Raw genomic sequence first — 13,985 nt, 5'->3', positions numbered from 1 at the left:
GTTCGGGCGCGGGGGCAGGAAGACCGACAGCGGCCGGCCCACGATCTCGTGCGGCCGGTAGCCGAGGAGTTCCTCGGCCGCGGGGCTCCAGCCGATGACCGTGTCCTGGGCGTCGACGACCGCCGTGGCCGCCCCGGTGACGTCGAGGGGACCACGGAAGTCGGCACTCTGCGCCGCGTTCCACGCACTCATGGCGCCACACCAGCCCGGTTCATCCCCTACAGAATCCGTCGTGCCGGGGGCGGGCACAACCTCGGTGCGCCCGCGCGACGGCCGCGCGGCCCCGGCGGGCGGGCAACCGCGTACGACCGTACGGCGCCTCCTCAGCCCGTACGGCCCACGATCAGCCACTGTGCGGGCAGTTCCACGCGGGTGCCGTCGGCCCGGAACTCCGTCTGCGGAAGCGTCGTGCGGCCGTACGCCAGGACGGTGAGCCCGCACGCGCGCAGCAGCTCGGGGACTTCGCCGTCGTCGGACTCCGCCGGTCTGAGCCCGTGTGCGAAGACCCGCGCGAGCTTCGGCGGCGGCCCGCCGGGTTCGCCCATCAGCTCCCGCAGGACGGTCTTCGCCTCCGCGGTCAGTTCCGCCACGAAGGCACGGCCCCGCTCCCCCACCAGCTCCGCGACGGCCGCGGCGACCAGGGGCCGGTCCGGCGGGTCGCTCTGGTGGATGACGGCCCGCATGTACACGTTGCTGTCGCCGAGCCGCTCGTGCAGTTCCCGTACGGCCCCCGTGTCGGTGGCGTCGAGCTGCCGGAACTCGACGGTCCGCCCGGTGTCCGCCCGGCGCGCGAGGGCTATTCCCGCGTGGGCGACGTCGACGCCCACCGCCCGGGCGAAGTGGCGGGCCAGGTGGCGGGTCTGCGTGCCGTTCCCGCAGCCGATGTCGACCACGGGCCGGGCCGGGTCGGCGTACGGTGCGAACAGCTCCAGGTGGGGCGCGGCGGCGAGCGACGGGTCGCTGTCCCAGATCGCCGCCCCCGGGGTGTCCGGGGTGTCGCCCCAGTAGCTCTCCCAGGCGTGCACGTAACGGCCGGTCGGACTCATCGCATGCCCCCGGTGCGGACGGAAAGGACGGGCGGAAGGACTTCCGGACGGTGTACGGCGTTGCGGAAGACTGAGCGGCGCCGCTGCGCCCCGCATCCGGTTCCCTACCCCGGTACCCCCCTCCCGGACACCCCGGGAAGCGGTCAGCCGCTCGCGGCGCCGCAGCGTGCCCGGGCCGGCAGCGCCTGCTCGAACCAGACCACCTTGCCCGGCCCGAAGTGGCTCGCACCCCACCGGTGCGCGAGCGTGCTCACCAGCCGCAGCCCGCGTCCCGACTCCTCCTCGGGGCCCGCGTCCCGCATCACCGGCAGCGTGTGGTCGGCGTCCGACACCTCGCACAGGAGCGTGTCCGCGCGGGCCAGGCGCAGTTCCACGGGCCGCCCGCCGGCGTGCCGTACCGCGTTGGTGACGACCTCGCTGACCAGCAGCCGGGTGGTGTCGGCCAGCTCGGGCAGTCCCCAGCGCGCCAGTTGACCGTCCACCAGCTTCCGCGCCCGGCACACGTCGGCCGCCGTGGGTTCCAGGCGCCAGGTCGTCGTGTCCCCGGACGGCATTCCGTTCAGCCGCGCCATCAGCAGGGCGATGTCGTCGTCGCGGCCGCCGGACCGCGCGGCCGCCGACCCGGCGAGCGCCCGGACGACGGCGTCGCACGCCTCGTCCATGGAGACGGCCGGGTGCGCGGCCGACGCGCACAGCGCCGCCAGGCCGGTCCCGATGTCCTCTCCGGGCACTTCGACCAGCCCGTCCGTGCACAGCACCAGCCGGTCGCCCGGCGACACCCGGACCCGGGCGGTGGCGAACGGCACGCCCCCGAGGCCGATCAGCGCGCCGCCCGGTACGTCGATCAGCTCGCCGCGCCCGGTCCCGGCCCGTACGAGCACCGGGGGCAGGTGCCCGGCGCTGGAGATCAGCAGTTCGCCGGCGACCGGGTCGTAGACCGCGTACAGGCAGGTGGCGAGGTAGTGGTCGCCGAACTGGTGCGCCAGGTCGTCGAGACTGCGCAGCAGTCGCGCCGGGGGGATGTCCAGTGCGGCCATGGTGTGCACCGCGGTGCGGAGCTGGCCCATCATGGCGGCCGCGTTCACCCCGTGCCCCACCACGTCTCCGACGACCAGCGCCGTACGGGAGCCGGGCAGCCGGATGGTGTCGAACCAGTCCCCGCCGACGCGGCCCAGCGCGGTGCCGGGGAGGTAGCGGGTGGCGATGTCGCAGCCGGCCATCCGGGGCGCGACCTGCGGCAGCATGCTCTCCTGAAGCGTCTCGGCCACCTGCTGCTGATGGGTGTACATGCGGGCGTTGTCCAGGACGAGTCCGGCCCGGGCGGCGAGCTCGGCGCCGGTTCTGCGGTCCATGTCGGTGAACGGCTCGCGTCCCGGGCGGCGCATGAGCACCATGAATCCCAGCACCACCGTGCGCGCGGTGAGAGGTACGACCAGCAGCGACCGGCCGCCGATCAGGGGCCGCAGGTCCCGTTCCTCGAACCGGGCGGCGATGCGCTCGCTCATAGCCGTGTCGATGTGCGGGAGGAGCACCGGTTCGCCGGTCATCATGCACTGGAAGAAGGGGGTCTGCTCGGGGAAGGCCAGCTCCTCCCCCACGGGGACGGTGTCGTCCCAGCGGCCCGGTTCGTCGTTGTGCTCCACCCAGACCCGGCGCCACGCGGTGTTCCCGTCCGGCGGGCCGTCGGGGAAGCCGTCGCCGCAGAGCATCCGCACCCGCAGGTGGGTGCCCGCGAAGTCCGCGAAGCGGGGTACGGCGGCGCTGGTGACCTCGCGGATGGTGCGGGCCAGGTCGAGCGAGCTGCCGATGCGGGCGCTCACCTCGTTGAGGAACTCCAGCCGTTCGCGGACAGCGGCGTTTTCGAGGTCGTCGGAGTGGTCGAGGGCGGCGGCGTGTTCGAGGGCGGCGGCCCGGTCGGGGGCGGCGGCCCGGTCAAGGGCGGGGGCATGTGCGAAATCAGCGGCCGGGGCGGCGGCCGGCGCCCCTTCCCGGCCGGCGTCCGCGTCCGGCGCCGACGGCTTTTCGACCGTGCCGGGGCGCCGGCGGTGTCTCGGCACGCCCCAGTCCGGCGTGACCGGGACGCGTGCGTAGGTGCTCAACTCCAGTACGGGGTAGCCCAGTTCGAGCACCTGCGCCACGATCCGGCTCGCCGTGGCCGGGCCCATGTGCGGCAGGATGTCCGGCAGCCGGTCGGCGAGGCGGGCCGCGTCCGGGAACTCGGTGTGCAGCGCGAAGCCGGGCGCGACCCGCTCGTACGGGCCGCTTTCCTCGCCCAGCCGCGAGGCGTCGGCGGCCAGCACCAGCAGCCGCTCCGGGCCCGGTACGGCCAGCGGGTACGCCCACCACAGCACGTCCAGCGAACCGCTGTCGCCGGGCCGGTACGGGCCGCCGTCCGGCCGGGGGCACTTGGCGCGCCCGCAGGTGAGGTGCCCGGCGAACCCGTCACCGGGCGGCCCGTCGGCGCCCGGGGCGAGGGCGTCGTACTCGTCGGGCGCGTGCAGGGCGCCCGAGACGGGCAGCAGGTCGGCGGCGAGGGCACCCACCGCGTCCTCCCTGCGGTGGCCGAAGAGCCGCTGCGCACCGGAGCTCCAGTGCGACACGAGGCCGTCGCCGCCCACCACGACGACCGCGAGCGGAATCCGCCCGGACACGGCTCGCTGCCGTGGAACCACAGCTTCCATGGGGTCGTGTTCCCTTCCGGCGGCAAGATCCTCCGACACGGCCCTCACCGTACGGGCGAGTAGCCACGGGTGCGACGCGTACGCGGGGAAATGCCTCCATCGGGTTGCGCGGCGGGGCCGCTCCCGCCCGGCACGGGCCGCCTCCCTATGATCACGGGGAGGCTGCGCGACGACGACGGAGGGCCAACAACCATGCGAGAAGAGCGAGTTGTCATCGTCACCGGTGGCGGTACGGGCATCGGCGCGGCGACGGCCCGGCTGCTGCGGGAGGCCGGGCACCAGGTGGTCGTCTCGGGGCGCAGGGCCGAACCGCTGCGGCGTGTCGCCGAGGAGACCGGGGCGCTGGCGCATCCGTCCGACGCCGCCGACCCCGACGCCGTCCGGGGGCTCGTGGACCGGGCCGTGGACGCCTTCGGACGGGTGGACGGGGTCGTGCTGAACGCCGGGACCGGGCGCCCGGGGTCCGTCGGCGACGTGACGGTCGAGGACTGGGAGTCCGTGATGCGCACCAACCTCACGGGTCCCTTCCTGCTGCTGCGGGCCGCGTTGCCGCATTTGCTGGAGACGCGCGGCGCGGTCGTCGCGGTCGCCTCGGTGTCGGCGCTGCGCAACGGCGTGGGCAACGCCGCGTACGCCACGTCCAAGGCGGCGCTGCTCCAGCTCTGCCGTTCCCTCGCCGTGGACTACGGGCAGCACGGGCTGCGCGCCAACACCGTGTGTCCGAGCTGGGTGCGCACCGAGATGGCCGACCGGCGGATGGCGCGGTTCGCCGAGGAGGCGGGGCTGGGGGACGGCGGCGTGGAAGCGGCGTACGAGGAGGCGACCCGGCTGCTTCCGGGGCGGCGGCCGGGCGAGCCGCGCGAGGTCGCGGAGGCGATCGCCTGGCTGCTGTCGCCCGCCGCTTCGTACGTCAACGGCGCGGTGCTCACGGTCGACGGCGGGGTGACGGCGCTGGACCCGGGGACGGCGGCGTTCGACTTCCGTATCGAGCCGCGCGCACGGGGCTGAGCACCGGACGTCACAGCGGGGGCGGCGCCGTCGTGGCCGGGTCCGGCAGGAGGTGCGGGTGGAAGGCCGCGAGCCCGGCGCCCGCGAGCCACCAGCCCCGGTACACCAGGGCCCGGCACAGGCCCGGGTCGAGGCGGTCGAAGACGGTCGGCACGAGCGCGAGGTCCCGGCCGTCGAACGCGCGGTGCTCGGGAAACGCCTCGCGCCAGCGGCGCAACGGCGCGGAGCCGTCCGCGGGGAAGTCGGTGGAGAGCCCGACGAGTACGCCCCGCCGGGCGCCGGGCGGCACCTCGCCGTTCCCGTCGGAGGCGTGGCCCTGCTGGAAGCGTTCCACGATCGCGCGGGTCCGCAGCGCCGTGCTCTGGCGGTAGAGCAGGGAGTTGGCCCGCGCGAGGTCCCGGATCACCGGGACGCGGCCGTACACGCCCGGCCGCAGGAGCCCTCCGGCATTGAGGACGAACGTGAAGGCATGCCGGTAGCGTTCGCTGTCGATGGCCTCCAGGCCGGTGTTGTCGTACGTCCCGCCGTCCAGCAGGGCCGGTGGGTGTGCGGCGCAGGGGAAGTACGCCCGGTCCAGCACGACGGGCGGGAAGGCGCCGGGGACGGCGGCGGAGGCGGCCGCCGCGAGGCTCAGCCGCAGCCCGGTGCCCCGCGTCGGGGCGAGTCCGGTGGTGTAGTCGCCGAACACGTCGCGCTCGAAGGTGAAGCGGGCGCCGGTGGTGAGGTTCGCCGCGTTGAGGATCCAGCGCACCTGCGGGTCCAGGTCCGTCAGCCCGGTCCCGTCGAAGAACCACTCGTCCAGCCGCCGCGCCATGAGCTCGGTGCGGGTCGTCGGCCCGATCGTCCGCCACAGGCCCCGCAGGAGGGACCGCTTGAACGACCGGGTGGAGACGCGGGTGACGACCGGGTCCACGACCAGTTCGTCGACCGCGCCGGTGGTGAATCCCCGTTCCCTGAGGGCAGGCCAGGCCGTCGCGAGGCACCCGTTGGCGATCGAGCCGCCGGACACGGACGACACGTACCGCAGGCCGGACAGCAGCTCCGCGTCGGCCAGCAGGCGGACGAAACCCAGGGCGGACAGCGTGGCCCGGAAACCGCCGCCGGAGAGGGTGACGGCGACCGGCCGCGCCGCGGCGGGCGGTTCGGCGGGGCGCAGCGTGTCGCCGCACGGCCGGGCCCGAAGGCCCGTGCCCACGGCGGGAGAGTCCACGATCCAGGGGTCCGCGGCGGCGCGGCGTGCTGTCGTGCTCATCGCTGATCACCGACTTCCACGACGAGCGCCGGGTCCGTGGACCGCCGCACGTCGATCTCGAAACTGCGTCTTCCGCGCAGGGCTTTGAGCGTGTCGGTCGCGAAGTCGATCTCGTTGGTGAGGTGGACGACGTACGCGTCGTCCACGTCCCGGGACTCCACGAGCCAGCGCAGGGTGTCCTCGTGAGGGTGGTGGTGCCGGACGCCGTCGGCGGACACCACGTAGTGGTCGGCGTGCACGCTCTCGAAGAAGTCGGGCTCCACGTTGCGTTCGCTGCCGTGGTGCGGCAGCTTCAGCAGGTCGACGTGGAGCGGGTCGGAGTCCGTGAGCAGGCCGCCGGCCCGCAGCCCGGTGAGGATGCGGTCGCCCCTGGCGTCCCCCGTGAGCAGGGCGGTGCGGCCGTCGTGGCGCAGCAGCAGGACGATGCTGGACAGGTTCGGGACCGACCCGTCCGTGTACGCCGCCGAGATCACGTCGGGGTCGCCCCGCTGCTTCGCCTGCCGCCACCGCTTCTCCAGTTGCGCGAGGGCCACGTCGTCGGGGGCGACGACCGTGACGTGCAGGTCGTCGAGGGTGGTTTCGGCGCCCCCGGTCAGCGGCCCGTCGAACAGGGGGTTGCCGGCCAGGCCCAGCGCCGCCGCCTCGTCGCGGATGGCCCGCCCCTGCCCGTAACTCGCCTTGACGGCCCCGCTGTCGGTCAGTGCGCGCTCGACGAGCGGCTGGACGGACGCGCTCAGGCCCGGGGCCCGCCGGTCGACGAGTTCCTCCACGGCGTTGAACCACAGCCGGGTGACCGAGAAGGGCTCGGGCAGCTCCTCGCGCCGTGCGCGCCGTATCTCGGCGAACAGTCGCAGCAGCCCCGCCGCGTGGTCGTCGTCGACGTGGGACAGGCAGACGACATCGATCACCGGGACGCCGTCGCCGCCCGGCTCCAACCGCGTCAACCGGTCGCGCAGCGACGCCTCGTAGACACCGCCGGGGCCGCCGTCGACGAGCATGACGCGCTCGTCGCGGGGTCCCCAGCGTACGAGGAAGGAGTCGCCGTGCCGGGCGTCGAGGAAATCGAAGGTGAGCATCGTCGCCGCCTTCCTCCTTGCTGCCTGTTCCGGTGGCCTGTTCCGGCCGGTTGTTCCGGTCCCGTCGGGTCAGACGGACTGCATCGCCCGCAGGACGTCGACCAGGCCGTGTCCTTGGAAGTCCCGTTCGCGGGCGAGGTCCGTGGCCGTGGAGCACAGGATCTGCTTCACCCGTTCGGGGCGTCCGAGCAGTTCCCGGTTGCGGGCCAACAGCATCGCGGCGGCCCCGCTGACGTGGGCGGCCGCCTGGCTCGTCCCGTGCATCGCGGAGATGCCCGCGCCGGGGATGGGGCCGTCGATGTCCTCCCCGGGCGCGAGGAGATCGGGTTTGGGCCTGCCGTCGCCCGTGGGGCCCCGGCTGGAGAAGTAACTGACGCCGTGCCGGTGCGGGTTGCTGCGGTGGGTCGAGCCGACGGTGATCACCGACTCGGCGTTGCCCGGGTCGGAGATGCTGATGCTGTGGTAGTCGGTGCCCAGCGTGCGCATCGCGCCGCTGAACCCGGCGTTGCCGGCCGCCGCGACGACCACGACGCCCGAGCGCGCCAGGTGGTCGCACTCGATGCAGACGGGCGTCCACCCGGTGGAGTGGGTCGCCACGTCGTGCGGCACCGAGAGGCTGATGTTGACCCCGGCGATGACGAACCGGCCGGCCTGCTCGTTGATGTGCCGGATCGCCTGGAGCGCCGTGACGATGGAGAACTCGTCCCCCTCGCCCCGGTCGTCGAGGACCCGGAAGTCGTACAGCCTGATCTGCGGGCAGATGCCGCGGAACGCGCGGTCGGGCCACGAGGCGCCGAGGATGCCGGCGACGTGGGTGCCGTGGTGGTCGCCGGGGGTCGTGTAGGGCATGTCGGTGCGCGTCGCACGGTGCTGCGGCGCGGGGAGCTCCATCTCGACGTACGGCAGGGCGCGGGACCAGTCGATCAGTCCGTTCTCCAGCGCGTCGGCGGACAGGGTCCCCCGTACGCCGACGAAGTTGAACGCCCGGGCGACGCGTGAGGCGAGCTGCTTCGCCGGGGTGGCGGAGGTGTCCCAGTCGTAGAAGGCCGGGTGCCGGGCGTCGATGCCGCTGTCGACGACGGCCCAGCCGATCGAGCCGCAGTCGACGGAGAAGACCTGCTCGGCGGCGTCGGCCTTGATGGTCGATCTGGAACGGCTCACCGCCGGGGCGGCCTGGCGGTTCGTCGTCACCGAGGTCACGGGGTGGCGCTGCCGGCGGTCGATGACGCCTCTGGGCGGCGGGTCGGCCGGCCGGGTCAGGGGCGATTCGAGGGCGACGGCCGCGAGCATGCGCGTCATCAGCCGGGTCGCTCCCGGGTCCTCGGCCGGCGGGCCGCCGGGGCGCGCGTGCGAGGCCGCGATGACCCCGTGGAGCAGGTGCAGAAACCATTCGAGGTGTTTGCCGCGCTCCTGGCGCCGTTCGATGTTGTCGTGGACGTCGCTGGTCGGCGGGCTCTTGAAGTGCCCCCGCAGGGCTGCGTCGATGCCCGGCTCCCCCATCTGTTCCGCGACCTCCTTGGCGAGCCGCACGAGGCTGAGGAGGTTGGTCATGGGAAGCACCGCTCGTACGACCTCGCCGAGCGTCAGGCGCGCCGCCACGAAGCTGCCCGCGGCGACCGGCTGGCACTCGGTCATGTCCAGGTCCGCGAAGTGCTGGAGCACGCGCAGTACGCCGTGTTCCTCGTTGATGGCGAGGATCAGGTCCTCGCGGTGCTCCGGCGGAGCCGGCTGGGCGAGTGCCAGCCAGGCGTCGAAACGCACCGGGCAGTTGGTGGCCCACGGAACGGGAAACGGCCCCTGCCCGTAGAACGCCGCTTCGAGTTCGTCGCGGTCCATGAGAGCTCCCGGATCCCTGTGCGGCGCGTGCGGACGGCCGGGTGTGAAGGGAGGGACATCGGCTCAACCGGTGGTGCGGGGACGGTCACCGGTGGTGCTTCCCATTGTCCGTCCGCCGCGTGGACGCCGCAACAACAGGCGCTCAGCGCACGCCCTGTGGGCGGAACTGCACGCTGATGCGCGGCCCGACGGCACGCGAGGTCTTGGGGATCGCGTGTTCCCAAGTGCGTTGGCAGCTGCCGCCCATGACGATGAGGTCGCCGTGCCCGAGCGGCTTGTGCACGGTGGCCGCGTCCCGCCGGCGCGGCCGCAGTGCCAGCTGCCGGGGCGCACCCAGCGACAGGATCGCGACCATGGTGTCCTCGCTGCTGCCCCGGCCGATGGTGTCGCCGTGCCAGGCGACGCTGTCCCGCCCGTCGCGGTAGAGACACAGCCCGGCCGTCACGAACGGCTCGCCGAGCTCGGCCGCGTAGTGCGCGTTCAGCGCGGTACGGGCCTCTTCGAGGCTCGGGTGCGGCAGCGGGTCGTCCGCGCCGAAGAAGGACAGCAGGCGCGGGACCTCGACGACGCGCTCGTACATGACGCGCTGCTCGGCGCGCCACCGCACGTCGTGGGCCAGTACGTCGAAGAGCGTGTCGGCCCCGGCGGCCCATTGCGGCAGCACGTCGATCCAGGCGCCGTGCCCCAGCTCCGTACGGCGCAGTCCGTCCAGCGATCCGAGGGCGATCTCGTCCCCCTGGTCGAAGAGCGAGCCCTGGAGGTGTACGGCCATGCCCCCAGGATACCGGCACTCAAACGTACGTACGAATTAGAGCCCGAGCGGTTCGACGTCGGCGCCGAGCGGTGCGAAGAAGCCCGCCACCCGCCCGTCCGTGACCTCCGCGAGAGTGGCCGGGGACCAGCGGGGGGCACGGTCCTTGTCGATCACCTGGGCGCGGATGCCCTCCACCAGGTCGGGCGAGGACAGCGCCGCGCACGAGACGCGGTACTCCTGCTCCAGGACCCGCGCCAGGGTGGGGAGCCGCGCCGCCCGGCGCATCGCGGCCAGGGTCACCTTCAGGGCGACGGGCGACTTGGCGAGGATCGTCCCGGCCGCCTCCTTCGCGGCGGGTTCGCCGCTGTCGAAGAGCCGGTCGAGGATCTCCTCGACGGTTCCGGCGGCGTAGCAGTGGTCGATCCACGCGCGGTGGGCGGCGAGCTCCCCCTCGGGAGCGGGGCGCTCGTACCGGGGCAGCACGTCCGCCGCCTCCCCCGTCGCGAGGTCCGCGAGCAGGGCGGGCAGCCGCGGCGACGGTACGAAGTGGTCGGCCAGCCCGCACAGCAGCGCGTCGGCCGCGCCGACGGCCGCTCCGGTGAGCGCCAGATGCGTGCCGAGCTCTCCGGGGGCCCGCGACAGGAGCCAGGTGCCGCCGACGTCGGGTACGAAGCCGATGCCGGTCTCCGGCATGGCCACCCGGGAGCGTTCCGTGACGACGCGGACACTGCCGTGCGCGGAGATCCCGACGCCGCCGCCCATCACGATGCCGTCCATGACGGCGACGTACGGCTTGGCGAAGCGGGCGATGTGCGCGTTCAGCCGGTACTCGTCGCGCCAGAACGCGACCGAGGCGCCGGCTCCGGCCCGGGCGTCCGCGTGGATCGACCGGATGTCACCGCCGGCGCACAGTCCGCGCTCCCCCGCCCCGGTGACCACCACGGCCTCGACCGCCGGGTCGTGCTCCCAGGCCGCGAGGGCGGCGGCGACACGCCGCACCATGGCGTGGTCGAGGGCGTTGATCGCGCGGGGGCGGTTGAGCGTGAGGCGGGCGGCGTGGCCGTCGGTGCGCAGCAGTACGGAGTCGTCGTCGGTCATCGGGCCAGCGTAGGGACGGTGCGTCCGATCGGGTGCACCCGGGCGGCGCGTGAAGCTCCGCTGTTGGCCCGGTTAAGAAATCCTCGATGGACCGCGCGCCCCCGGCGCGACAGATTGGGACACGTTCACGATCTCCCCCGCACCCCCCGCCTGGAGCCGAAGCCATGAAGGCACTTGTCAAGCAGTACGCCGAGCCCGGGCTGTGGCTGATGGACGTGCCGGAGCCGGAGACGGGCCCCGGTGATGTGCTGATCAAGGTGCTCCGTACCGGCATCTGCGGCACGGACCTGCACATCCGGTCCTGGGACGGCTGGGCGCGGCAGGCCGTCTCCACTCCGCTCGTCCTCGGCCACGAGTTCGTGGGCGAGGTCGCGGCCGTGGGCGGCGACGTCCAGGACATCGCGGTCGGGGACCTGGTGAGCGGCGAGGGCCACCTGGTCTGCGGGAAGTGCCGCAACTGCCTCGCGGGACGCCGCCACCTGTGCCGCTCCACCATCGGCCTCGGGGTCGGCCGTGACGGCGCGTTCGCCGAGTACGTGGCGCTGCCGGCCTCCAACGTGTGGGTGCACCGCGCGAAGGTGGACCTGGACGTGGCCGCGATCTTCGACCCGTTCGGCAACGCCGTGCACACGGCGCTCTCCTTCCCGCTGGTCGGCGAGGACGTGCTGATCACCGGCGCGGGCCCGATCGGCATCATGGCGGCGGCCGTCGCCCGGCACGCCGGCGCGCGCAACGTCGTGATCACCGACGTGAGCGAGTCCCGTCTGGACATCGCCCGCAAGGCCGGCGCGACGCTCGCCCTGAACGTGGCGGAGTCGGACATCGCGGACGCGCAGCGGCAGCTCGGCCTCAAGGAGGGCTTCGACATCGGCCTGGAGATGTCGGGCCGGCCGGAGGCGATGCGGGACATGGTCGCGAACATGACGCACGGCGGGCGGATCGCGATGCTCGGTCTGCCGGCCGAGGAGTTCGCGGTCGACTGGTCGAAGATCGTGACGTCGATGATCACCGTCAAGGGGATCTACGGCCGGGAGATGTTCGAGACGTGGTACGCGATGACGGTGCTGCTGGAGGGCGGTCTGGACCTCAGCCCGGTCATCACGGGCAGCTACGCGCACCAGGACTTCGACGCGGCCTTCGACGAGGCCGCGACCGCCCGCAGCGGCAAGATCATCCTCGACTGGACCACGTAACCCCCGGCGGGGTCCTTCCCACCGCGCCCCCGCCCGGCCGGACCGGCCGGGCCCGGAGGCTCCGCGCGGCCCCCGGCCGCGCGAGCCCTGCGGGACCGGCCCCGCCGCAGCAGCACCACCACCCCACGACCGCACCACCGCCAGGAGAGGCCCACCGCATGTTCACCTCCGTCCGCGACGACCTCCGCGCCACCCTCGACGAGATCCGCGCCGCCGGCCTCTACAAGCCCGAGCGCGTCATCGCCACCCCCCAGAGCGCCTCCGTCGCCGTGCCCTCCGGCGACGTGCTGAACTTCTGCGCCAACAACTACCTCGGTCTCGCCGACCACCCGGAGGTCGTCGCCGCCGCGAAGGACGCCCTCGACCGCTGGGGCTACGGCATGGCCTCGGTCCGCTTCATCTGCGGCACCCAGGAGATCCACAAGGAGCTGGAGCAGCGCCTCTCCGCGTTCCTCGGCCAGGAGGACACGATCCTCTACTCCTCCTGCTTCGACGCCAACGGCGGCGTCTTCGAGACCCTCCTCGGCCCCGAGGACGCGGTCATCTCCGACGCCCTCAACCACGCGTCGATCATCGACGGCATCCGCCTGTCCAAGGCCCGCCGCCACCGCTACGCCAACCGCGACCTCGCGGACCTGGAGCAGCAGCTCAAGGACACCCAGGACGCGCGCCGCCGCCTGATCGTCACCGACGGCGTCTTCTCCATGGACGGTTACGTCGCCCCCCTGCGGGAGATCTGCGACCTCGCCGACCGGTACGACGCCATGGTCATGGTCGACGACTCGCACGCCGTCGGCTTCGTCGGCCCCGAGGGCCGCGGCACCCCCGAGCTGCACGGCGTGATGGACCGCGTCGACATCATCACCGGCACGCTCGGCAAGGCGCTCGGCGGCGCGTCCGGCGGTTACGTCGCGGCCCGCGCGGAGATCGTCGAGCTGCTGCGCCAGCGTTCGCGCCCGTACCTCTTCTCCAACTCCCTCGCCCCGGTGATCGCCGCCGCGTCGATCAAGGTCCTGGACCTGCTGGAGTCGGCGGGGGAGCTGCGCGAGCGCCTGACCGCCAACACCAAGCTGTTCCGTACGAAGATGACCGAGGCCGGCTTCGAGATCCTGCCCGGTGACCACGCCATCGCGCCGGTCATGATCGGCGACGCGGCACAGGCGGGCCGGATGGCGGAGCTGCTGCTGGAGCGGGGCGTGTACGTGATCGGGTTCTCGTACCCGGTGGTCCCGATGGGCGCGGCCCGCATCCGGGTCCAGCTCTCCGCCGCTCACTCGACCGCCGACGTCGAGCGGGCCGTGGCGGCCTTCGTCGACGCGCGAGCGACAATGGCTGGGTGATCGACCCCAGACGACTGCGCATCCTGCGGGCCGTGGCGGACCACCGGACGGTGACCGCTGCGGCGGCCGCCCTGTACCTGACCCCGTCCGCCGTGTCCCAGCAGCTCGCCGCGCTGGAGCAGGAGACGGGCCACACCCTGCTCACCCGCAGCGGCAGAGGGGTACGGCTGACGGCGGCCGGCGACATCCTGCTGGCGCACGCCAACGCGGTGCTGGCGCAGCTGGAGCGGGCGGAGGCCGAGCTGGAGGCGTACGCCGGCGGGGCGGCCGGCGAGGTGCGGGTGGTGGCCTTCGCGACGGGCATCGCGGAGGTGCTGGCCCCGGCGATCAGCCGCCTCGCCGACGGCCACCCGGAAATCCGGGTACGGGTACGGGACGCCGAGGGCGACGAGAGCCTGCCGCTGGTGCTCGACGGCGAGGCGGACGTGGCCCTTGCGGTCGAGTACCGGGGCGCACCGCGCGAGGACGACCGGCGCCTGGCGCGGGTACCGCTCTACGCGGAGCCCTTCGACGCCGTGCTGCACGCGTCGCACCCGCTGGGCCAGGGCCCGGCGGTCTCGCTGGCCGAACTGGCCGACAGCGACTGGATCGGCCCGTACCCCGGCAACCCCTGCCACGACGTGATGCTGCTGGCCTGCGAACTCGCCGGCTTCCAGCCGCGCCTGGTGCACTCGTCGGACGACTTCCGCGCGGTGGTGGCG

At 73.6% G+C, this 13,985-nt stretch carries 12 protein-coding genes; 4 read left to right on the top strand and 8 right to left on the bottom strand.

Annotation, left to right across the window (positions count from 1 at the left end; translation table 11 throughout):
* The 3 genes from E2E34_RS21675 to E2E34_RS21665 all read right to left on the bottom strand — a co-directional run.
* Positions 1 to 249 (bottom strand): PAS domain-containing protein (locus E2E34_RS21675; RefSeq protein ID WP_439333688.1); only part of this gene is annotated, 249 nt, incomplete at its 3' end.
* 74 nt (positions 250 to 323) lie between these two features.
* Positions 324 to 1,046: a class I SAM-dependent methyltransferase gene (locus tag E2E34_RS21670; protein WP_138903588.1), complete on the bottom strand. Its 723-nt coding sequence runs from the start codon at positions 1,044 to 1,046 to the stop codon at positions 324 to 326.
* Between the two features lie 143 nt (positions 1,047 to 1,189).
* Positions 1,190 to 3,727, bottom strand: a complete 2,538-nt coding sequence (locus E2E34_RS21665) for an ATP-binding SpoIIE family protein phosphatase (protein WP_138903587.1) — start codon at positions 3,725 to 3,727, stop codon at positions 1,190 to 1,192.
* A gap of 192 nt (positions 3,728 to 3,919) precedes the next feature.
* Between E2E34_RS21665 and E2E34_RS21660 the strand changes: the two genes are divergently transcribed.
* Positions 3,920 to 4,735: an SDR family NAD(P)-dependent oxidoreductase gene (locus E2E34_RS21660; protein ID WP_138903586.1), complete on the top strand. Its 816-nt coding sequence runs from the start codon at positions 3,920 to 3,922 to the stop codon at positions 4,733 to 4,735.
* A 10-nt stretch (positions 4,736 to 4,745) separates the two neighbouring features.
* Here the strand turns inward: E2E34_RS21660 and E2E34_RS21655 are convergent, their stop codons facing one another.
* The 5 genes from E2E34_RS21655 to E2E34_RS21635 all read right to left on the bottom strand — a co-directional run bounded on the left by E2E34_RS21655 (position 4,746) and on the right by E2E34_RS21635 (position 10,751).
* Positions 4,746 to 5,987, bottom strand: coding sequence for a patatin-like phospholipase family protein (locus tag E2E34_RS21655; RefSeq protein WP_138903585.1), 1,242 nt, complete (start codon positions 5,985 to 5,987; stop codon positions 4,746 to 4,748).
* Positions 5,984 to 7,063 carry a ComEC/Rec2 family competence protein gene (locus tag E2E34_RS21650; protein WP_138903584.1) on the bottom strand — a complete coding sequence of 360 codons (1,080 nt, stop codon included), beginning with the start codon at positions 7,061 to 7,063 and terminating at the stop codon, positions 5,984 to 5,986. The genes E2E34_RS21655 and E2E34_RS21650 overlap by 4 nt, the downstream gene beginning before the upstream one ends.
* 69 nt (positions 7,064 to 7,132) lie before the next feature.
* On the bottom strand, positions 7,133 to 8,899 hold the full coding sequence (locus E2E34_RS21645; RefSeq protein WP_138903583.1) for a S8 family serine peptidase: 1,767 nt from the start codon (positions 8,897 to 8,899) through the stop codon (positions 7,133 to 7,135).
* Positions 8,900 to 9,041: 142 nt separating this feature from the next.
* Positions 9,042 to 9,671, bottom strand: coding sequence for an alpha-ketoglutarate-dependent dioxygenase AlkB (locus E2E34_RS21640; protein ID WP_138903582.1), 630 nt, complete (start codon positions 9,669 to 9,671; stop codon positions 9,042 to 9,044).
* A 36-nt stretch (positions 9,672 to 9,707) separates the two neighbouring features.
* Positions 9,708 to 10,751: an enoyl-CoA hydratase/isomerase family protein gene (locus E2E34_RS21635; RefSeq protein ID WP_138903581.1), complete on the bottom strand. Its 1,044-nt coding sequence runs from the start codon at positions 10,749 to 10,751 to the stop codon at positions 9,708 to 9,710.
* Positions 10,752 to 10,915: 164 nt separating this feature from the next.
* Between E2E34_RS21635 and tdh the strand changes: the two genes are divergently transcribed.
* The 3 genes from tdh to E2E34_RS21620 all read left to right on the top strand — a co-directional run.
* Positions 10,916 to 11,944 carry an L-threonine 3-dehydrogenase gene (tdh, locus tag E2E34_RS21630; protein ID WP_138903580.1) on the top strand — a complete coding sequence of 343 codons (1,029 nt, stop codon included), beginning with the start codon at positions 10,916 to 10,918 and terminating at the stop codon, positions 11,942 to 11,944.
* A gap of 158 nt (positions 11,945 to 12,102) precedes the next feature.
* Positions 12,103 to 13,284 carry a glycine C-acetyltransferase gene (locus E2E34_RS21625; protein ID WP_138903579.1) on the top strand — a complete coding sequence of 394 codons (1,182 nt, stop codon included), beginning with the start codon at positions 12,103 to 12,105 and terminating at the stop codon, positions 13,282 to 13,284.
* On the top strand, positions 13,281 to 13,985 hold a 705-nt coding region (locus E2E34_RS21620), incomplete at its 3' end, for a LysR family transcriptional regulator (protein WP_138903578.1). The genes E2E34_RS21625 and E2E34_RS21620, both read left to right, overlap by 4 nt.

This window comes from Streptomyces albidochromogenes, from assembly GCF_005981925.1.
GTDB classification, from domain to species: domain Bacteria; phylum Actinomycetota; class Actinomycetes; order Streptomycetales; family Streptomycetaceae; genus Streptomyces; species Streptomyces albidochromogenes.
This window is presented reverse-complemented; position numbering and strand designations above follow the sequence as displayed.